This is a genomic window from Pseudodonghicola flavimaris (assembly GCF_030164425.1).
GTDB lineage: Bacteria > Pseudomonadota > Alphaproteobacteria > Rhodobacterales > Rhodobacteraceae > Pseudodonghicola > Pseudodonghicola flavimaris.
In genome coordinates this window covers 1-20,014 of record NZ_JASNJD010000006.1, presented here as the reverse complement: position 1 = coordinate 20,014, position 20,014 = coordinate 1, and the positions used below count along the sequence as shown (strand labels likewise).

General features: G+C 63.3%; 19 protein-coding genes and 1 tRNA gene. 9 read left to right on the top strand and 11 right to left on the bottom strand.

What is annotated here, in order from left to right:
* Window positions 1-49: 49 nt before the first annotated feature.
* Window positions 50-244, bottom strand: coding sequence for a hypothetical protein (locus tag QO033_RS09630; protein WP_284480755.1), 195 nt, complete (start codon window positions 242-244; stop codon window positions 50-52).
* A gap of 107 nt (window positions 245-351) precedes the next feature.
* Window positions 352-996 carry a pyrimidine 5'-nucleotidase gene (locus QO033_RS09625; protein WP_284480754.1) on the bottom strand — a complete coding sequence of 215 codons (645 nt, stop codon included), beginning with the start codon at window positions 994-996 and terminating at the stop codon, window positions 352-354.
* Window positions 997-1,123: 127 nt separating this feature from the next.
* Between QO033_RS09625 and QO033_RS09620 the strand changes: the two genes are divergently transcribed.
* The gene (locus tag QO033_RS09620; RefSeq protein WP_284480753.1) at window positions 1,124-1,783 is read left to right on the top strand and encodes a GntR family transcriptional regulator; all 660 of its coding nucleotides are present in this window, start codon (window positions 1,124-1,126) and stop codon (window positions 1,781-1,783) included.
* On the opposite strand, the gene QO033_RS09615 is transcribed toward QO033_RS09620, so the two are convergent.
* Both QO033_RS09615 and carA read right to left on the bottom strand, forming a co-directional pair.
* Window positions 1,728-3,671, bottom strand: a complete 1,944-nt coding sequence (locus QO033_RS09615) for a glycosyltransferase (protein ID WP_284480752.1) — start codon at window positions 3,669-3,671, stop codon at window positions 1,728-1,730. The two genes, QO033_RS09620 and QO033_RS09615, sit on opposite strands and share 56 nt — an antisense overlap.
* A gap of 148 nt (window positions 3,672-3,819) precedes the next feature.
* Complete coding sequence (gene carA, locus QO033_RS09610; protein WP_284480751.1) at window positions 3,820-4,986, bottom strand: glutamine-hydrolyzing carbamoyl-phosphate synthase small subunit; 1,167 nt, start codon at window positions 4,984-4,986, stop codon at window positions 3,820-3,822.
* A gap of 192 nt (window positions 4,987-5,178) precedes the next feature.
* On the opposite strand from carA, the gene QO033_RS09605 reads away from it, so the two are divergent.
* Complete coding sequence (locus QO033_RS09605) at window positions 5,179-5,658, top strand: GatB/YqeY domain-containing protein (RefSeq protein ID WP_284480988.1); 480 nt, start codon at window positions 5,179-5,181, stop codon at window positions 5,656-5,658.
* Window positions 5,659-5,700: 42 nt separating this feature from the next.
* Here the strand turns inward: QO033_RS09605 and QO033_RS09600 are convergent, their stop codons facing one another.
* From QO033_RS09600 to ctaD, 3 genes are all read right to left on the bottom strand, one after another.
* Window positions 5,701-6,180: a DUF2244 domain-containing protein gene (locus QO033_RS09600; protein WP_284480750.1), complete on the bottom strand. Its 480-nt coding sequence runs from the start codon at window positions 6,178-6,180 to the stop codon at window positions 5,701-5,703.
* 133 nt (window positions 6,181-6,313) lie between these two features.
* Window positions 6,314-8,236, bottom strand: coding sequence for a choice-of-anchor I family protein (locus QO033_RS09595; RefSeq protein ID WP_284480749.1), 1,923 nt, complete (start codon window positions 8,234-8,236; stop codon window positions 6,314-6,316).
* 223 nt (window positions 8,237-8,459) lie between these two features.
* On the bottom strand, window positions 8,460-10,130 hold the full coding sequence (ctaD, locus tag QO033_RS09590; protein ID WP_284480748.1) for a cytochrome c oxidase subunit I: 1,671 nt from the start codon (window positions 10,128-10,130) through the stop codon (window positions 8,460-8,462).
* 594 nt (window positions 10,131-10,724) lie between these two features.
* Between ctaD and QO033_RS09585 the strand changes: the two genes are divergently transcribed.
* Window positions 10,725-11,147 carry an HIT family protein gene (locus QO033_RS09585; RefSeq protein ID WP_284480747.1) on the top strand — a complete coding sequence of 141 codons (423 nt, stop codon included), beginning with the start codon at window positions 10,725-10,727 and terminating at the stop codon, window positions 11,145-11,147.
* A 96-nt stretch (window positions 11,148-11,243) separates the two neighbouring features.
* Here the strand turns inward: QO033_RS09585 and QO033_RS09580 are convergent, their stop codons facing one another.
* On the bottom strand, window positions 11,244-11,657 hold the full coding sequence (locus tag QO033_RS09580; RefSeq protein WP_284480746.1) for a MerR family transcriptional regulator: 414 nt from the start codon (window positions 11,655-11,657) through the stop codon (window positions 11,244-11,246).
* 72 nt (window positions 11,658-11,729) lie between these two features.
* Between QO033_RS09580 and QO033_RS09575 the strand changes: the two genes are divergently transcribed.
* On the top strand, window positions 11,730-12,665 hold the full coding sequence (locus tag QO033_RS09575; protein WP_284480745.1) for a cation diffusion facilitator family transporter: 936 nt from the start codon (window positions 11,730-11,732) through the stop codon (window positions 12,663-12,665).
* 10 nt (window positions 12,666-12,675) lie between these two features.
* On the opposite strand, the gene QO033_RS09570 is transcribed toward QO033_RS09575, so the two are convergent.
* From QO033_RS09570 to lipB, 3 genes are all read right to left on the bottom strand, one after another.
* Window positions 12,676-14,019 (bottom strand): TrkH family potassium uptake protein, encoded by a 1,344-nt coding sequence (locus QO033_RS09570; RefSeq protein WP_284480744.1) that lies wholly within the window; start codon window positions 14,017-14,019, stop codon window positions 12,676-12,678.
* A gap of 12 nt (window positions 14,020-14,031) precedes the next feature.
* Window positions 14,032-14,694, bottom strand: a complete 663-nt coding sequence (locus tag QO033_RS09565; protein WP_284480743.1) for a potassium channel family protein — start codon at window positions 14,692-14,694, stop codon at window positions 14,032-14,034.
* Between the two features lie 207 nt (window positions 14,695-14,901).
* Window positions 14,902-15,555 (bottom strand): lipoyl(octanoyl) transferase LipB, encoded by a 654-nt coding sequence (gene lipB / locus QO033_RS09560; RefSeq protein WP_284480742.1) that lies wholly within the window; start codon window positions 15,553-15,555, stop codon window positions 14,902-14,904.
* Window positions 15,556-15,884: 329 nt separating this feature from the next.
* Between lipB and QO033_RS09555 the strand changes: the two genes are divergently transcribed.
* From QO033_RS09555 to QO033_RS09535, 5 genes are all read left to right on the top strand, one after another.
* Window positions 15,885-15,971, top strand: a tRNA-Leu gene (locus tag QO033_RS09555).
* Between the two features lie 56 nt (window positions 15,972-16,027).
* Window positions 16,028-17,155 (top strand): tyrosine-type recombinase/integrase, encoded by a 1,128-nt coding sequence (locus QO033_RS09550; RefSeq protein WP_284480741.1) that lies wholly within the window; start codon window positions 16,028-16,030, stop codon window positions 17,153-17,155.
* Between the two features lie 507 nt (window positions 17,156-17,662).
* Entirely contained in the window at window positions 17,663-18,052 is a 390-nt protein-coding gene (locus QO033_RS09545; RefSeq protein WP_284480740.1) for a hypothetical protein, read from the top strand.
* Between the two features lie 435 nt (window positions 18,053-18,487).
* Window positions 18,488-18,895 carry a hypothetical protein gene (locus QO033_RS09540; protein WP_284480739.1) on the top strand — a complete coding sequence of 136 codons (408 nt, stop codon included), beginning with the start codon at window positions 18,488-18,490 and terminating at the stop codon, window positions 18,893-18,895.
* Window positions 18,896-19,545: 650 nt separating this feature from the next.
* Window positions 19,546-19,899, top strand: a complete 354-nt coding sequence (locus QO033_RS09535) for a hypothetical protein (protein ID WP_284480738.1) — start codon at window positions 19,546-19,548, stop codon at window positions 19,897-19,899.
* The last annotated feature ends 115 nt before the right edge of the window (window positions 19,900-20,014 follow it).

Below are 20,014 nucleotides of genomic sequence, written 5' to 3'. Positions count from 1 at the left end.
AGATGCCAATCTGTCCGGGGAGGCGGACAGCGGGCGCTGGTTGCGCCGGCTAGCCGCGCGAGATCAGCACCAGGATGATATACATCACCGGCACCAGCGCCAGCGCCGGGATATAGAGCCCGGGCACGCCGAACAGGAAGATCGAGGTCCCCCAGAGGGCCAGAAAGATCGCCACGGCGACGAAGATCCAGACCGTAACCTTGGTGCTGGGAAGATCGGAGGCGTGATGGTCGGAAGTGGTCATGAGTTGCCTATGCGGTTTGAGCTATCGCGCCTAGGTAGGACATGCTGACGCAGATTGAAGGCGCGAATTGTCGCACTTGCCGTTTCCGCCGCCGGACCCGCGCCGGGTCAGATCAACCGGGACAGGAATTCTGCCAGATCGTCGGTGTGATGATGGATGTGATCGGCTTCGTGCCGCTCGGGCGCGACATGAACGGTGCGCATCCCCATCTCATGCGGGGCGGCCAGGTTGCGCGGATCGTCCTCGAACATCGCCGCGCGGTCCGGCACCACCCCGTCGCGGGCGAAGATCGTCTCGAAGGCGGCGCGTTCCGGTTTCGGGACATAGTCCGCATGCTCGACGCCATAGATCGCGTCGAACAGGCCCGACAGCCCGCGCGCTTCAAGGACCCGCTCGGCATAGGGGGCGGAGCCGTTGGTATAGACGATCCGCCGCCCCGGCAGGGCGCGGATGCCCTCGGCCAGCGCCGCGTCGCGGTCCAGGTGATCGAGAGAGATGTCGTGCACCGCTTCCAGATAGGGGATCGGGTCCAGATCGTGTTCGCGCATCAGCCCGGCCAGCGTGGTGCCGTATTGCTGCCAGTAGGTGCGGCGCAGCCGGTCGGCTTCTGCCCGCTCCACTCGCAGGGTCTCCATGACGAATTGCGTCATCCGCACCTCGATCTGATCGAACAGCCGCGCCTGCGGCGGATAGAGCGTGTTGTCGAGGTCGAAGACCCAGTGGCTGATGTGAGAGAATGCGTGTTTGACCATGTCCCAGCTCTATGCCTCTCGCGGGGCGGAGGCAATGCGCCGCTCGGGGCTTGTGACAAGGCTGCGCTTGATTGCGGCGGCGCCCAGCCTGTATGCACGAGGGCGAAGCAATCGGAACCGAGCCCGCATGAGCCTGATCAAACCCGCCCAGAAAGACGCCTATTCGATGATTCTCGACGCGATCGATATCGGCATCTACAAGCCGGGCGACCGGCTGGTCGAAAGCGAGCTGGCGGAACGTTTCGGCATGTCGCGCACCCCGATCCGCGAGGCGTTGCAACGGCTTGAGACGCAATCGCTGCTGGAACGCGATGGCCGGTCGCTGATCGTCGCCTCGCTCGATCACAACCAGATGGCGGAGCTTTACGTGGTGCGGCGCGAGCTGGAGGGGCTGGCGGCACGGCTGGCGGCCCGCCACGCGACGGAGGAGGAAATCCGCGTGCTGCGCGAGATGGTGCGTGCCGACGATGCGCTGGTCGGCGACCCGGCGGCGCTGTCGCGGGCGAACCGGCGGTTCCACGAACAGATCCACCTGGCCTCGCACAACCGCTATCTGGTGCAGCAACTCGATCTGGTGCACCGGACCATGGCGCTGATGGCCAACACCTCTCTGGCGGCGGAGGGGCGGGGCGAGATTGCCCAGAACGAACATTCCGGCATCGTCGATGCGATCGAGGCGCGGGACGAGGATGCGGCGGAAAAGGCGCTGAAAGATCACATCTCCATCGCCTTCATGACCCGCCTGCAGCAGGACGCCGGCGCGCGCGAGCGGTCGCGGAACCGCTGATCTCCGCTTCCTGCTCCAGCGCCGCCTGCGGGTCGTCGGGGCGGGATTGGCCGTGGCGGGTCTTGTCCCAGTAGAAGGGATTGAGCCCGAGTTCCCAAAGCGCCTTGTAGGCGGCGAGGATACCGAGCGGGAAATAGAGCGGCATCGCCAGTGCCCAGGGCGACAGCGCGGCGCGGCCGCTGCGTGCCGCCGCGATCATGGCGAGGAGGATGCCCGTCGCCTCGGTTCCCAGCATCAGACCGATCAGCAACCGGGTGGTCTCCGGCGTCAGCAGGGGCGCCAGCGGATGCGGCAGCCGCAGCGCCAGGGCCCACATCCACCACAGCAGCGGCGCCAGCAGGAACTGCCCCAGCGTGCCGAGAAAGAACGCCTGCACCCCCAGAAACCGGCGCGGCCCCAGATCGGACCACAGCCGTCGCGGCGCCCGCATATGGACCAGATAGGTCACCATGAAGCCCTTCAGCCAGCGGGAGCGTTGCTTGACCCAGGACCAGGGGCGGCAGGTGGCCTCCTCATAGGTGGTGGTGCCGACCATCTCCGCCCGGTAACCGGCGCGGTAGAGCCGCACCCCCAGGTCGGCGTCCTCGGTGACGTTATGGGCGTCCCAGCCGCCCAGGGCCTCCAGCGCGGCGCGGCGGAAGTAATGGGTGGTGCCCCCCAGCGGCAGAACCAGGTTCAGCCGCGCCAGCCCGGGCAGGACGATGCGGAACCAGCTGGCATATTCCAGGGTGAAGCAGCGCGCCCGCCAATTGGTGCGTGGGTTGTAGAAATCCAGTGCGCCCTGCAGGCAGATCACCCGCGCCGGTGCGCGGGCGAAGCGGGTCGCGATCCGTTCGATCTGATCGGGCTGCGGCGCGTCCTCGGCATCCCAGACGCCGACGATCTCGCCGCGGCAGAAATCCAGCGCGTAGTTCAGCGCCCGCGGCTTGGTGGTCAGCCCGCCATGGGCCGGCACCTCGACGATCCGGATCCAGGGTGGCAGCCGGGTGCGGGTCAGGGCGGCGCGGGTGGTATCGTCGTGTTCCTCCAGCACCAGCAGCACCTCCAGCAGCGCCTTGGGATAGGTCAGCTGCGACAGCCGGTGCAGCAGCGCGCCGGCGATCTCGGTCTCGCGGAAGAGCGCGACCATGACCGACACCTTCGGCCGGGTGTCTCCCCAGGCGGGCAGGCGCGGCGTCGGCGGGCGGTGCAGCAGATGCGCCAGTGCTGCCGTGCTGCGCAGGATCAGAAACAGGCCGAGGCTGACGAAGGCCGCGCCATAGGCCAGCAGCAGCGCCGCCCGGGGCGCCAGCAGCAGCAGGGCGAGGGCGATCAGCAGCAGCAGCCCGACGGTGCTGCGGCGCATCGGTGCCCAGTTGCGGCAGGAGTGATCGGCGGCGACCCGTTGACTGGCGCGCGCCGCCAGCGGTCCGGCGAAGCGGCGGGCGATGGCGCGTTCCAGCAGCGCGGCATCGGCCAGTGCCGGGCGCACCGATCCCAGGGCGGCCTCCAGCCGGGGACGGTGGCGGGCGAAGACCTCCGGATCGCTGCAGGCGATCAGCGTTTCCGTCCCGATCCGACGCCAGGGCAGCAGGTTGGCGCGCAGCCAGAATGGCGGCGGCAGTGGGCTGGGCAGGCGCGGGTCGGGCGGCTGGCGCAGCAGATCGGCCTGCGGCATCCCCAGTTGCTGGGCCAGGGCGGCGCGGATATCGGCCGGCCGCGCCCAGCCTTCGGCGATCAGCACGTCGCCCAGCCGCAGCCGGTGCCGGCGCTGCAGGTGCAGGGCGGCGGCCAGATGGCCGGGGGTGATGATGCCGAGGTCGATCAGAAACCGGCCGAGCGGCCGGCGCGGCCCCCGCGCGGGCCAGGGCCCGAAGAGGAAGGGATCGGAAAACTCCTGTCTGCTCACAACCGCCTGCCGCATCTGCTGGGATGGCAACAGGCTGCCCTGCGACGGTTAACGCTAGGTTAATGGGGGCGGGCGCCCTCTGGCACGTGCCGGGAGGAGGAGCAGATTTTTGATGAGGGGGCATCCAAGCCCCCTGCACGTCGTCGGGTCAGGCGGTTTCCTTGCGCGCCGCCATGGCGGTTGCGAAGCGTTCGAACAGATAGAAGCTGTCCTGCGGGCCGGGGCTGGCCTCGGGGTGGTATTGCACCGAATAGACCGGCCGATCAGCCATGCGGATGCCGCAGTTCGACCCGTCGAACAGCGACCGGTGGGTTTCGATCACCCCGGCGGGCAGCGACTGCGCATCGACGGCGAAACCGTGGTTCATCGAGGTGATCTCGACCTTGCCGGTTTCCAGGTCCTTCACCGGGTGGTTGGCGCCATGGTGACCGTGGTTCATCTTCACGGTCTTCGCCCCCAGCGCCAGCGCCAGCATCTGGTGGCCGAGGCAGATGCCGAAGACCGGCAGATCGGTGCTGTCGAGGATTTCCTTGATCATCGGCACCGCATAGCCGCCGGTTGCGGCCGGATCGCCCGGGCCGTTCGACAGGAAGACGCCATCGGGATTATGCGCCAGAACCTCCGCCGCGGTGGCGGTGGCGGGCAGCACGGTGACATCGCAGCCGGCGCTGGCCAGGCAGCGCAGGATATTGCGCTTGGCGCCGTAGTCGATCGCCACGACCTTATGCTCCGGCGCGGTCTGCGGCGCATAGCCTTCGGGCCAGGCCCACCGCATTTCGTCCCAGCGATAGGATTGGGCGCAGGTGACGTCCTTGGCCAGGTCCAGCCCCTCAAGGCCGCAGAATCCACGGGCGGCGGCGACCAGGGCGGCGATGTCGAAATTGCCCTCGGGATCATGGGCCAAGGCGACATGCGGCGCTCCCTGCTGGCGGATCGCCCGGGTCAGCCGGCGGGTATCGATGCCGCCGATGGCGATGCGGCCGCGCCGCGCCAGCCAGTCGGTCAGCCGTTCGGCGCTGCGCCAGCTGCTGGGCTCGGTCGGGTCCCATTTCACCACCATGCCGGCAGCGACCGGATCGGCGGTTTCGTCATCCTCGGGGTTCACGCCGACGTTGCCGATATGGGGGAAGGTGAAGGTCACCACCTGCCCGGCATAAGAGGGGTCGGTCATGATTTCCTGATAGCCGGTCATCGCGGTGTTGAAGCAGAGCTCTGCCACGGTCTGGCCGGTGGCGCCGAAGCCGGTGCCGTAGAAAATCGTTCCATCGGCAAGAACCAGGCAGGCGGTGGGCTTGGTCTGGGCGGTCTGGGCCATGGCACGACTCTCCTTCGGGGGGCTGGCGACAAATTGCACGATAGGTAAGGGGCGGCGCGCTTGGGGTCAAGTCCGCCCGAATTTTAGGAGATTAATATAAATCAACATGTTAGCTGATTTTCCCCGGGTTGTCGCGCGCTTTTTACTTCTGTAATGTCGGTGGTTCGATTCCATGGGGATGGACGGAACATGATGGATATGCGTACCCAGGTAAACACCGCGCTGAAGCAGGCGATGAAGGACAAGGCCGCGTCGCGGCTGTCCACGCTGCGCCTGATCAATGCGGCGATCAAGGACAAGGATATCGCGGCCCGCGGCTCCGGCGACGGAGAAGAGGGCGGCGTCAGCGATGCCGATGTCCTCGATATCCTTGGGCGGATGACCAAGCAGCGCAAGGAAAGCGCCCGGGCCTACGAAGAGGGCGGCCGGTTGGATCTGGCGGAGCGGGAGCGCGAGGAAATCGCGGTGATCGAGGAATTCCTGCCGCGCCAGCTGAACGAATCTGAAGTCGAGGTCGCCATCGGCAAGGCGATCAATGAGACTGGCGCCAGCTCGATTCGCGACATGGGCAAGGTGATGGGGGCGCTGAAGGCGCGTTACACCGGCCAGATCGATTTCGGCAAGGTCGGCCCCAAGGTCAAGGACCGGCTCTGCACCTCTGGCAACTGCTGAGGGCAGCTACCACGGCTGGGGCGCCCATGGCGGCGGCCCGGCTCAGCGCCGGAAGGCGGCCAGCAGTTCCAGATACAGCGCTTCGCGTTCTTCCTCGGATAGGAAGGCGCCGATCTCCACTTCGCGGCCCGCGCCCTTGAGGGTGACGTAATGCTCCACCGGGCCACCGTGGGGATGCATCTCCACCGTGGCCCAGTAACGATTGCATTCCCAGGCCAGTTCCTGCCCGTCGGGATTGCGCCGGGTCAGCCGCGCCATGGTCTCGTCCAGCGTCAGGGTTTCCAGGATGCGGCGGTCGCGATAGCTGCGGCCGAGCGCATACCAGACGCCGCCCACCGCCAGCAGGATGAAGGGCAGCAGCCCCCAGAGCAGCACCGACCCCAGCACCGACAGCAGTGGCACCATCAGCAGCGCGAAGGTCGCCAGCACGAAGATCGCCAGCCCGCGCGGGGGCAGCGAGTTGTGCGGCCAGAGCTGGAGCTGCCGCCTGTCGGGGTCCGGATCGGTCCAGTGATAGGGCATGGTGCAGCCCTTCTAGCACAGCCAGCCCCCCGGCAGGGAGCCCCGGCCGCACGGGCCAGGGCGGAAAAAACGACAGCCGCGGCAGGACCCGCGGCTGTCCGGTCGAAACCCTGCGGTCCCGGTTGTCGTTCGATCAGAACAGGAAGTCGTCGGCGTCCAGAACGGTGTTGCCGGCGTTCAGCGTCAGGCTGATCACATCGCCCTCGTCGCCATAGGCAACGGTGTAATCGTTGCCGCCGGTCGCGGTGATGGTCAGATCGGCGAAGTCCAGCCCGGTGGCGCTCAGGTCGATGACGTCGCGCTTGCCGAGGCTGACGATGGTGTCTTCGCCATCGCCCAGATCGAAGACGAAGGTATCGGCGCCGGCGCCGCCCTTCATCACGTCGTTGCCGGTGCCGCCGATCAGCGTGTCGGTGCCCTTCTGGCCCTTCAGCAGATCGTCGCCGGCGCCGCCGTCCAGCACATCGGCGCCCCTGTGACCGACCAGGGTGTCGTCGCCGACGGTGCCAGTGATTTCATCGGCGTCGTTGGTGCCGTTGAACCGGTGACCGAAGGCCAGATCATAGAGCGCCGTGGTGCCCGAGATCTCGTAGCTGACGGCGATCTGCGCCACGCCGGTTTCGCTGTCTTCGGCGGCGATGAACTTGATCACCTCGGGGCTGGCGTCGCCGGTGACGGAGCTGTCGATGTAATCGACGAAGCTGGCCTTTTTCGGGTTCGAGATGTCATAGATCATGACCCCGCCGTCCCGCTCCAGCCCGATGAAGGCCAGCATCTTGCCGTCGACTTCGCCCACGGCGATGGCCTCGGGCTCCGGCCCTTTGTTGTCGGAGCGGTTCTCGTCCACCACATCGGGATCGTCCGAGGGGTAATCGTCGTTGTTGAAGGCGTTGGCCGGGCGCAGCTCGGCGATCAGGGTTTCGAAGTCGTCGCCGGAGTCGAAGACCACGTTGCCGTCGGTGTCGTAGATGGTGAAGGAGCGCGAGCCGTAGGAATGCAGCACGTCGATGTCGCCGTCGCCATCGGTGTCCCCATCGATGATGGAGACGGTCAGACGCGCCAGATCTTCCAGTTCCGCCGCGGTATAGGCATCGGGGTCGATCGAGACACCGGGCACGTCGCCGGCCAGGATATCCTCGACCCGCGCTGCATCGCCGCCCTCGTCGAAGTCGCCGCGATCGTCGCCTTCATTGGCGGTGAGGAAATAGGTCTTGCCGCCGATCTCGGCGGTGGCGATGGCATCGGGCATGCGCAGCCCTTCGACATCGACGGTGTGGATATTGATCGCATCGTCCTTGTCGTTGGGGTCGATGCCATGGCCCTTCTCGCTGTGATCGGCGGTGCCCAGCGGCAGGATTTCGGTGAAGCTCATGGTCTCCAGATCGAAGACGGCGACCGCATTGGCTTCCTGCAGCGTGACATAGAGCGTGCCGTCGGGCCCCTCGGCGATGTACTCGGGCTCGAAATCGGTGGAGGGCAGAACGCCGGGGAAGATCCGGACGCCGGCGGCCTCCAGCGTGGCGATCTGGCTGTCGAAGGCTTCAAAACCGACGGTAGTGGCGGTCATCGTCGCCACCTCGATCACCGAGATCGAGCCGGCGGGATCGCCGTCCGCCTTCGGCTCGCCTTCGTTGGCCACGAAGATATAGGCGCCGTCCTTGGAGAAGGTGACCATGTCGGGCAGGTTGCCGACCTCGATGGTGGCGGCGGGCAGGTCGCCGGAGACCGCGTCGAGCGGATAGACCGCGACGACGCCGGTCATGGTCTCGCCACCTGCGCCTTCGCGCTCGACCGCGACGGCAACCCCGGCGGCGGAAACGGCGACCGAGTTCACGCCCGCGTAATCCGCGATCAGCGTCAGGTCGAGCGAGGTGATCAGCGACTGGCTCTCGGCGTCGAACAGGTCGATCCGGTCCTCGGCGCCATTGGTGACATAGAGCGTCCCGTCGAGATAGGCGACGACTTCCGAGCCGCCTTCACCGGCGCCGCTGTCGAAGCTGCCGGTCTTGTCGTAGCCCAGGGAATTTTTCAGAAGTTTGCTGGTGATCTCGGTCATGTTGCCCCCCGATAAATCAAATCGAACTGTCTCAATTCATGGCCTGGCGCTGTGCCGGAGGCCGGTGCCGGCCCGCGATAGAGGCGGAAGATCACGCCCGTGTGACAGGCCGGGGGGCGGGGTGGAAAAACCTGCGGATTGTGCGGGGGAGGCGCGGGCCCCAAATGAAAAAAGGCCCCGGCGCGATGCCGGGGCCTTTCTGTTTCGGGATGGCAGCCTGCGCTTAATGCGCGTGGCCCTTGTCCCAGTCCTCGCGCTTGGGCAGTTGCTCGAACGTATGTTCGGGCGGCGGCGACGGCAGGGTCCATTCCAGCGTGTCGGCATATTCGTTCCAGTAGTTCTTCTCTGTCACGCGGGCGCCGCGGAACAGGGAATAGAACATGATGCCGAAGAACAGCAGGAAGGAGGCGAAGGAGATCAGCGCGCCGGTCGACGAGATCTTGTTCCAGAAGGCGAAGGCCTCCGGATAGTCGATATAGCGGCGCGGCATCCCCTGACGGCCCAGGAAGTGCTGCGGGAAGAAGGTCAGGTTGACGCCGATGAAGAACAGCCAGAAGTGCAGCTTGGCCAGCCCTTCGGGGTATTGCCGCCCGGTCATCTTGCCGAAGTAGAAGTACACCCCGGCGAAGATGCAGAAGGCCGCGCCCATCGACATCGTGTAGTGGAAATGCGCCACCACGTAATAGGTGTCGTGATAGGCCCGGTCGACGCCGGCCTGGCTGAGCACGATGCCGGTGACGCCGCCGATGGTGAAGAGCACCAGGAAGCCGAAGGCGAAGAGCATCGGCGCCTTGAACTCGATCGAGCCGCCCCACATCGTCGCGATCCAGGAGAAGATCTTCACCCCCGTCGGCACCGCGATCACCATTGTGGCCATCATGAAATAGGCCTGCTGGTTGAGGCTGAGGCCGACGGTGTACATGTGGTGGGCCCAGACGACGAAGCCCAGCACGCCGATGGCGATCAGCGCCCAGACCATCGGCAGATAGCCGAAGACCGGTTTGCGCGAGAAGGTGGCGATCACGTGGCTGATCAGGCCGAAGCCCGGCAGGATCACGATGTAGACCTCGGGATGGCCGAAGAACCACAGGATATGCTGATAGAGCACCGGATCGCCGCCACCGGCGGGATCGAAGAAGGTGAAGCCGAAGTTACGGTCCATCAGCAGCATGGTGATCGCGCCCGCCAGCACCGGCAGCGACAGCAGGATCAGCCAGGAGGTGACGAAGATCGACCAGGCGAAGAGCGGCACCTTGAACAACGTCATGCCCGGGGCGCGCATGTTCAGGAAGGTGGTGATCATGTTGATCGCGCCGAGGATCGAGGAGGCGCCGGAGACGTGGACCGCGAAGATCGCGAGATCCATCGACATGCCGCCCTCTTTCACCGACAGCGGCGGATAGAGCACCCAGCCGACGCCGGAGCCGAGTTGATCGTTGCCCCCCGGGGTCAGCATCGAGGCGACGCCGAGCGAGGTGCCGGCGACATAGAGCCAGAAGCTGAGGTTGTTCATCCGCGGGAAGGCCATATCCGGCGCGCCGATCTGCAGCGGCATGAAATAGTTGCCGAACCCGCCGAACAGCGCCGGGATCACCACGAAGAACATCATCAGGACGCCGTGGTAGGTGATCAGCACGTTCCAGAGGTGACCGTTGGGCGTGCATTCTCCTCCGCCGCCGAACAGCCGGAACCCTTCCAGACACATGTATTGAACGCCGGGCTCCATCAGCTCCAGGCGCATGAAAACGGTAAAGGTCACGGAGATCAGGCCGGTAAAGGCGGCGAAGATCAGATAGAGGATGCCGATGTCCTTGTGGTTCGTCGACATGAACCAGCGCGTGAAAAAGCCACGCTGGTCCTCGTGTTCGTGGCCGTGAATGGCTGCGTCCGCCATTTAGTCCCTCCCTGTTGCGTGTGACAGTGTGCCGCGCTTGCAGGCACATGCCCTTGTGCAGGTTTTAGAATGCCTCGGTGAGTGCATCAATGAAAGACTTTGATCTGGATCAAGATAAATTGCCTTCGCGGCAGCCGCGCTTGCGGTCTGGCCGGCGCCGCGCGGGACAGGGCCGGGGCAGAACCGGGGGCGATCGATCCGCACCCTGGCCCCGGGGGAGCCGGCCGCGGTCGGTGGGCGGCAGCGGATCGGCTTGGGGAAACGGATCAGGGGGCGCGTCGGGAGGGAATGCCCGCCCCGCGAACAACGGGGTCTAGGACGGTCGCTGGGCCATAATGTGGCGGCGGGGCGGGAAATGAAATCAGATTTGTTTCAAAATACACTCACTCGGAACAGGATCTTCTATGCGCGTGCCGCAGCCCGGCCGCATGATCCAAATGGAGTAGAGATGCATTTTTCCCGTCGAAAGCTGCCGGGCGCCCTCCGGTCCGGCGCGGTGATCGGGGCAGGGGGCGGGGTTGACGGCCACGGCCGGCCCCCGCATGACTGCGGGCGCAGAACCGGTCTGCACCACAACAACGGGATTTCAGGGCGATGACTTACGATCCGGAGAATATCTTTGCGAAGATCCTGCGCGGCGACCTGCCGTGTCACAAGGTCTATGAGGATGAGGCGACCTTCGTCTTCATGGATATCATGCCCCGGGCCGATGGTCATTGCCTGGTGATTCCCAAGACCCCCTGCCGCAACCTGCTGGACGCCAGCGCCGATCAGCTGGCGGCAGTGATCGCGACGACGCAGAAGATGGCCCAGGCGGTGATGGCGGCCTTCGGCGCCGGCGGCGTCACCGTGCAGCAGTTCAACGAGGCGGTGGGCGGCCAGGAAGTGTTTCACCTGCATTTTCACGTGTTGCCGCGGCACGAGGGCGACCGGCTGCGTCCGCCGGGGCAGATGGCCGATCAGGCTGTTCTGGCCGAGCAGGCGGAGAAGATCCGCGCTGCCCTGGCGGCGGTGTAAGTTGGCGGCAACCTGAGGGGAGGGGGCTGTCCGCCCCCTCTTGGCCTGCGGCCAATTCACCCCCGAGGATATTTGAGCCAGATCGAAGGGGGCCGGTCAGTGCGGGCCGGCGCAGGGGCCGTGATCGCTGAAGGCATGCAGGACGGCGCAGCTCTGATCGTGCTGGCCGTCGCAGGCCCCGGCGATGCGGTCGAGTTCGCGTTCCAGCCGTTCCAGCCGGGCGATCCGGTCGCGCAGCCGGGCCTGCTGGCGCCGGGCGATGTCATGGGCGCGGTCGAGGGCGGTGCCCTCGGCGCGCTCCAGCGAAATCAGCGCCGCGATATCCTCGAGCGGCAGGCCGAGATCGCGGGCGTGACGGATGAAGCTGAGCCGGGTCAGGGCGGCCTGATCGTAGCGGCGCTGATTGCCCTCGGTGCGGGCGGCGGGGCTGAGCAGCCCCTTGCCTTCGTAAAAGCGGATGGTCGGCACCTTGACCCCGGTACGCCGCGACATTTCGCCGATCGACAGCATGATTTGCCCTCTTGAAGCTCTAGTCGCTAGAGAGATTAGGGTCGCAGGCGACTCAGGACAAGGACGATCGCGATGCCGCAGGACCATGCGTCTCACCACCATCATCATCACCATCACCACCTCTCGGCCGGGGCGGGGGATGCCCGGGTGGCCTGGGCGGTAGCGGTCAACATGGCGCTGACGCTGGCGCAGATCGTCGGTGGCATCCTGTCGGGGTCGCTGGCGCTGATCGCCGATGCGCTGCACAATTTCTCAGACGCGATCGCGCTGATCATCGCCTTCGGCGCCCGCAGGATCGCCCGGCGGCCGGCGACCGCGCAGATGAGCTTCGGCTATGGCCGGGCGGAGGCGGTGGCCGCGCTCGTCAATTACACCACGCTGGTGGTTCTGGCGATCTACCTGATCTACGAGGGGGTGATGCGGGTTCTGGAGCCGGAGCCGGTGAACGGTTGGCTGGTGGTCTGGATCGCGATCCTGGCGCTGGTGGTGGATCTGGCCACCGCGGCGCTGACCTATGCGCTGTCCAAGGACAGCATGAACATCCGGGCGGCGTTTCTGCACAATGTCGCCGATGCCATGGGCTCGGTCGCGGTGATCGTGGCGGGGACGGCGGTGATCCTGTGGGACTGGACCTGGGTCGATCCGCTGGTGACGCTGATGATCGCCGCCTATATCCTGTGGCATGTCTGGTCCGATGTCGGCGAGGTCTTCGGCGTGCTGATGCTGGCCGGTCCCGCCGATCTGCGCGCCGAGAGTGTGGCCGATGCGGTGGAGGCGGTGGAGGGCGTCGCAGAGGTGCATCACGTGCATCTGTGGATCATGCAGGAACATCAGCCCTCGCTCGAGGCGCATCTGGTCATTGCCGAGGCCGACTGGTCGCGGGCGGACGCGGTGAAGGCGGCGGTCAAGCAGCGGCTGCATGCGGATTTCGGTATCGGCCACAGCACGCTGGAGCTGGAATGCGCCCCCTTCGCCTGTGCCGGCGCCGCCAGGTTCGGCCATGGCTAGGCCCGGGGGGTCAGCCCAGGTGGATGGTGCCGGCGGGGTAGCGGACCCGCGGCGTTGTCCGGGTGGCGAGGAAGAAGCCCAGCGTCAGCGGGCCGACCCGGCCCAGGAACATCACCACGATGATCACCGCCCGGCCGAAGCCGGACAGATCGCCGGTGAAGCCGCGCGACAGGCCGGCGGTACCGAAGGCGCTGGCGACCTCGAAGCTGATGTCGAGGAAATGCCCTTCATGCGTCATCGTCAGCAGGAAGACGGCGATGAAGATCAGCATCACCGAGATCGCCGTCAGCGCCATGACCTTCAGCACCTCTTCCAGGGCGATGCTGCGGCCAAAGGCGTGAATCTGGCTCTGTCGGCGGAAGAAGGCACCGGTGGCCAGCAGCATCACCACGAAGGTGGTGACCTTGATGCCGCCGGCGGTGGAGGTGGGGCCGCCGCCGATCAGCATCAGCGAGATGAAGAGCATCGCGGTGCTGTCGTGCAGGGCGCCGATATCGGTGGTGTTGAACCCGGCGGTGCGGGGCGTCACCCCCTGAAACCAGCTGACGATCAGCCGGGCAGTGACGCTGTCGAACTGGCCAAGCGTGCCGGGATTGTGCCATTCCAGCAGTGCGAACAGGCCCACCGACCAGGGCACCAGGATGGCGGTGCCCAGCAGCATGATCTTGCTGTGCATCGACCATAGCCGCGGGCTCTTGCCGCTGAAGATATCGTGCAGCACCACATAGCCGATGCCGCCGATCATGAAGAGCGCCGGGATCACGAGGTTGACCAGCGGATCGGTCGCGAAGGGCACGAGCCCGTCGGGAAAGGTGGAGAAGCCGGCGTTGTTGAAGGCGGATATGGCGTGAAACAGCGCCTCCCACAGGCCGCGCAGCACCCCGGAATGCGGAATGAAACTGGCCGAGAGCAGCAGGGCACCGGCCAGCTCGCAGACCAGCACAACCTTGAGGATGGTCTTCACCAGTTTCATCAGCTGGTGCATCGAATTCTGGTTCAGCTCCTCGCGCAGATAGATTTGCCCGGTCAGCCCCACCGGCAGTCCCAGCGCGCCGAGGATCAACACCGCGAAGGTCATCAGCCCCAGGCCGCCCAGCTGGATCAGCAGGGCCAGGACGATTTCACCGAACAGCGTCAGACCCGAGCCGATGTCGAAGACCACCAGCCCGGTGACGGTGACGGCGGAGGTGGCGGTGAAGATCGCATCCGACCAGCTGAGCGGGATGGTCCGCGACACCGGCAGCATCAGCAGCAGGGCACCGGCCAGGATCAGCGCCGCATAGAGCGCGGCGAGAAACAGCGGCGGCGGCGTCCGGGCGATCCGGCGGGAGAATGTGGAGAGCAGGGGCTGCATCGGCGCGCCGGATCAGAGCGAATCGCCGAACCGGCGCAGCTCGGGGCGTTTGCCCAGCAGGATCAGCTTGTCCTCGCAGGCGAGAGCGAAATCGGCCGTCTCCGCCGCCCGGAACTCGGTGCCGCGCATCAGCCCCAGCAACCGGACGTCATGCGGATCGCCGATCCCAAGGGCGGAGAGCGGTGTGCCCTCCAGCCGCTCCGGCATCACGATGGTGACGACGTTGTAGCCGTTGCCGAGGCTGACATAATCCTGCACCACGGGGTTATTCAGCATCTGGGCGATGTGTCGGCCCATCTCCTGTTCCGGCAGAATCACCCGATCGATGCCCAGCTTCGACAGGATCCGGTGATGGGTCCTGCTGGAGGCCTTGGCCCAGATCGTCTCGATCCCCAGCATCTTGAGGTTCATGGTGGTCAGGATGCTGGCCTCGATATCGCGGCCGATGGCGGTGAGCGCGACGTCATAGCGGTCGATGCCGGCCTCGCGCAGTGCCAGCTCGTCGGTGGTGTCGAGGATGACGGCGGCATCGAGGATCGGGGCCACCTGCGCCACCCGGCGATCGTCGAGATCGATGCCGATCACCTTGTTGCCGAAGCGCGCCAGTTCCGAGGCCACGGCCTGACCGAAGGAGCCGAGCCCGATGACGGCAAATGTGCGGATTTCTTTCGCCATGACGACCCTCCCCGGCAGGCGCGGCGATCCTTGGGCGAGGCCGTCGGAATGTCAACCGCCGCGCCGCCGGGCGGCCCGTGCCGCGGCCTGCGTCAGGGGACTGTCCTTGGTCTTTTTCTGGCCCAAAATATCCCCGCCGGAGGCAGGCCGCAAAGCGGCCTTGGCAGCGTCGGGGCCGGGTGGGACGTTGGGCGGTCCGTTTCGGGCTCAGAGCGGGCCGAACACCTCGGCGAAGCTGCGTTGCAGCACCACGTCGAGATCGTCCATCGTCACCAGCAGGCCCAGATCGACCAGGCTGGTCACCCCGTATTCGGTGATGCCGCAGGGCACGATGCCGGTGAAATGCTCCAGATCGGGATCGACGTTGATCGAGATACCGTGGAAGCTGACCCATTTGCGCAGCCGGATGCCGATGGCGGCGATCTTGTCCTCGGCCATCTTGCCGGTGATCGTTCTCGGCTTCTCCGGCCGCTCGACCCAGACGCCGACGCGTCCGTCGCGGATATGTCCGCTGATGTTGAAGTCGGCCAGGGCGGCGATCACCCAGGTTTCCAGCTGCTGGACGAAGGCGCGCACGTCGCGGCCGCGCCTGTTGAGGTCGAGCATCACATAGACCACCCGCTGGCCGGGTCCGTGATAGGTATATTGCCCGCCGCGCCGGGCCTCGTAGACCGGGAAGCGATCGGGATCGGTCAGATCCTCGGGCCGGGCGCTGGTGCCGGCGGTGTAGAGCGGCGGATGCTCCAGCAGCCAGATGCATTCCTCCGCCTCGCCGGCGGCGATCTGCGCCACGCGGGCCTCCATGAAGTCCAGCGCGTCCTGATACGCGGTGAGCCCGTCGGTGATTTTCCATTCGACCATGCGGCGGACCTAGCGCGGAACGCGGCCGGGGGGAAGAGGGGCGGGGCGCAAATCCGCGTTCCCAGTCGGCGCGGTGGCCGCCTTCGCGGCGGCCGCATCGTCCTTCCCAGTCCCGGCCGGATCCTGCGCCGTTTGCCGACCGCGATGCCCGGACAGCCTCCTCCTGAATGATGCGCTCTGGCGGAGGCCACGCCATCCGACGGGGCGGCGGCAAGGCTCCGGTGCAGAGCGGAGCCGCACCGCAACGGGATATTTTGCGCGGCAGGCTTATTTCCTCTTCACATCCTCCTGCGCGTTCGCTAAGAGGCCGCCTACCAAGCTAAGACAGTGCGGTCGTGGCGGAATTGGTAGACGCGCAGCGTTGAGGTCGCTGTTCCTTAACCGGAGTGGAAGTTCGAGTCTTCTCGACCGCACCATACTCTCCAAGAAAACTGTTTGTTGTCCGAGTGTTATTCAAAGCTTGGAGCTTCAGATGGTATACAAATTGCGTCACACGGTTCGACGTGGGGAGACATACTACTACAATCGCCGGGTGCCTAAGGGGGTGGCGGAAGCCTTCGGGTGCACTCTAGTTCGAGTGAACTTAGGGCGGGACGAAGACAAGGCAGAAAAGACAGCCAGTGCTCTAAGTTCCAAACTGGATGCGCTGTGGGCTGCTGACAATGTTCTCCCTGTTGATGTGCAGAGGCTTGCCCATAGCCTGTCACCTAAGTCGATGGACCTTGCCGCTTGTCTCGAACAGTATCTTGCCCTCAGGGATATCTGTGAACGTCCTGTCCGCCTTGCTGTGGCGGCGCTTCTGGATATCTGCGGGAACAAAGATATCGCCCAGTATACGCGGGCGGAGGCAAGACAACTGGTGCAGGCCCTTCTTGAAAAAGGCAACAAGAGTGCAACAGTTAGGCGTAGAATCCAGTCCCTTCATGCCGTTTTCGAGTTCGGTTTCCATGAACAGGAAGAAGACAAGCGAAACCCCTTCGCCCGGTTGAACATCCCGCACGAAGGCAAAGACGCCAGCAGCAGAGCGGTATTCTCAAGTGAGCAATTGGCCGCCTTGTACATCGAGGCTCTGGCGTCTGGGAAAGACACAAGATTGGTTCTGCCGATCCTCGGTGAGACAGGTGCGCGGCTGGCTGAGGTCGTTGGCTTGCGGTGGGAGGACGTTTGTTTGGGTGAAGCGGTAATGCGTATCACTCCCCACCCGCTGAGGAGACTCAAGACACGAAACTCTGAGCGGGAGGTTCCGCTAATCGGGGCTGCCCTTGAGGCGATGCACATGCTTCAAGAGAGGGCTGGAAAAGAGGCTTATGTCTTCCCCCGGTGGAAGAAGGAGACCGGCTTCGTCGCTACTCATGCGAGCAACACGCTTAACAAGTACCTCTCAAAAACCTACGGTGACCTGACCTGCCATTGTTTCCGACATACAATGAGGGACCGCCTGAGGGACGTTGGTGCCCCGTTGGAGCTTATCGACAACATCGGTGGGTGGAGCAGCGTTGGTGGCGTTGGAACACGCTACGGACGTGGCTTTAACTTGGAGCGCAAGAGAGAATACTTGGAGCAAGTGAAGATTTGCCAACCGACCCCTATAGGAATGTAAGAATTCTGCCGATCAACGTCATTGCGCAAGAATGGCATCGGGAGCGCACAGTGGGGCTTCCCCAGAAGGTGATTGAGGCAGAACTACAAAGAGCTCATGTTAATTTAGCACTGGGGAGAGACTGGCGGGCTGAGGGTCTGGTTCCCGTCGAAGACGTCTGTGACTTGGAATCCCTCCCTTCGCCTGAAACGGGGGTTACAAAAGATTGGGTTGAGGAGTTTGCGATTAAGCAGGGCTGGCCCTTGCCGCGCTTCTGGTTCCCTGATCAGGCACCGCCAGTAAGACCGAGGGGCCGACCTTCAAACAAGGAGGCTATCGTTGAGGAGTTGCGTTCAAGGGCGGGGCGCGGTGAACTTGCCGCTACGGTTTCCGAGCAGGCCAGACAGCTCAGGGAATGGATGTTAGAAAACGGGTTGGAAATGATCCAAGTGAAATCAATCGAGAAAATTATCAGGGTGGAGTACAGGCAACTGAGGCGTTCTGGGGAAGAATGAATGATAGTATGTATTGAGCCTGTGTGAGCTTATGTTGGAACTAATCCTTTCCATCCTGATGTGTGAGGAGCCGCCAGATTTTCAGTCGGTTGTGGAAGTTGGAATGCGAGAGCATGTCTTTATGAATGACAGTGCTACCTTGCATTTGGGTGGAAGCGATGGGTGTTTTGTCATACCCGAAGACAAGAGCATTAAGGCCGTTGGGGTGGAGGTTGTCGGAGTATGCGGTTGGGATAATGAGCCAAGGGTCGATCTCTATGTGGCCACCAGCATCAAGGATGCGCAGGCAAAGCTTGAAGGCTACCCCAATGTTGAGATCAAGTCGCTCAACAAAATTCGGGTAAGGGTATCATGCCGCCCAAACAGTATGAATGGATATTTCCTGAATCTCGATAAGGGATGAGTGATGGTAAAAGACGTTTTGAAGAGTGAGTGAGACTGGTTTACAGGTTATTGGGGGCTTGCCAAACTGCGCTTGGGTTGGTCTGCATTTACGGTTGCATCTATTCTAGTTTTATCCAGGTAAGGAGGCGCGTAGTTTGAGTAAGCGAGAGAGTATTGTCTTAGCCGCTATTTCTATCACTGGAGCCTTCGTCTGGCTCTTTGACGAACTTCTGTTCACTGGGGGCTTCTTACTTCCTGGACGTACAGCTCTCGGTTTCTTTCGGGCTGATTGCCCGTTGCCCGCTGGGACGGAACAAGAACAGTTACACCATGCGTTCAATAATTTCGGCAATCTCTGCCAGTGGAAGGCATCCCTTGTCTTCGACGTCGGGGCAGTAGGGGCAATTGTCGCCATTGCGTCGGCTTGGCTTTGGCTTAGACTAAGAAATGGCCGATGGACATGATCCGGAAAAGGAATGAGGACGACGGCAGAGAGGAAGGACTTTGGGCGTCTATCGTAACAGAGGCGAGAAAATCGGAGCAAAATATGCAGGGCAAGGATGAAAGAAATCAGCAGCTTATATTTTTTCCCAGTTTAACCCTCCTGATTGCCATAATAACTGTTATCGTGCCCCCTGAATTCAGTCATGCCCAAGATAACTGGGCGCTAAATGGAGAGCCATGGAGTCGATACGAGCAAGGCGAAGGTATTGGGTTTCTTGATCTAATCTTCGGCTTCATCTTTTTTGCGGCGCTGGCCTACGCATACGATAAATGGAAATTTGCTGGGCTGGCAGTATTCTTCGTTGGTATATTCTCAATCGCTGCACTAGCTGGCGTCGCCTATCGCGCATTGTTCTGAACTGATCTGGGTACCTAGTGCTTCCAGATTGTGCGCACACTTGTGCGACCAAAGACGGATTAAAGGATAAATCCTTCATCATTTCATCTCCGTTTTTGTCTCCTCTGTTTCATGGGATCATTAATGTAGGGGTTGCGATCCTGCTTCCCTTAACATCTTGAATATTGGAGATAAAATTGATTGACGAACTTGAAGAAAGCCTGCGGAAGCATGGCTATATAGGCGATACCAAGCTGCCAGTTCTGGCCTACTTGTCCCTTCTGTCCGCGCTACAAGATAAGCCGGTTTCCCTGTTGATCATGGGGCCAGCCAGTAGCGGTAAATCATATGGTCTCGCATGTGCGCAACGGTATGTCCCGACGGAAGCCTACGAGCAATTCGAGGGTATGTCGGAACGAGCACTGGCCTACATGGGGGGGCAGCTTGATCTTCGGCATAAGACCTTGATCATTCAAGAAGCGGCTGGAATGTCTAATGGGGTTGGACGGGCTTTCCTAAGGCAACTCTTGACCGAAGGGCAGATCAGATACGCCACAGTGCAGAGCACCCGAGACGGGTTACAGGGGATTGAGTTGCCAGTCGTCGAAGGGCCTTGCGGTCTGATCATGACAACCACAGCGACGAGAATCCACCATGAGGATCAGTCTCGGATGCTGACCTACAATATCGAGGAAGGCTCGGAGCAGATCAGAGCGGTGTTGTTGGCCCAGGCATCAGGGGCAGGGACAACGGAGCCAACGCCTGAAGAGTTGGAGCCCTTCCATGACAAGTACCGGGAGATGAGAGAGAACCCCTGTGAAGTGTCCATCCCATTCCTAAGCGAAATTGCGGAGGCGCTTCCCGCATCGCATCCAAGAATCCTGAGGGATTTCCCGAAGGTAATCACCTTGGTCAAAACTGTTGCACTGTTGCACGCAGATTCAAGGGAGAGGGATGAAAGCGGAGCAGTGGTCGCGACTGTTGAGGACTACGAACAGGTAAGGCAGCTGGTCGAAGATACGTAAGCGGTGTCTGAGCGGCACGTTGTCTGCGCCGGCGCGGACTGCGAGGTGATACCCATCTCAAGATGGGAGTGCGTTTCGCAATGGATGCTCAGACTGCGTTTCTCAGATCGCTGGG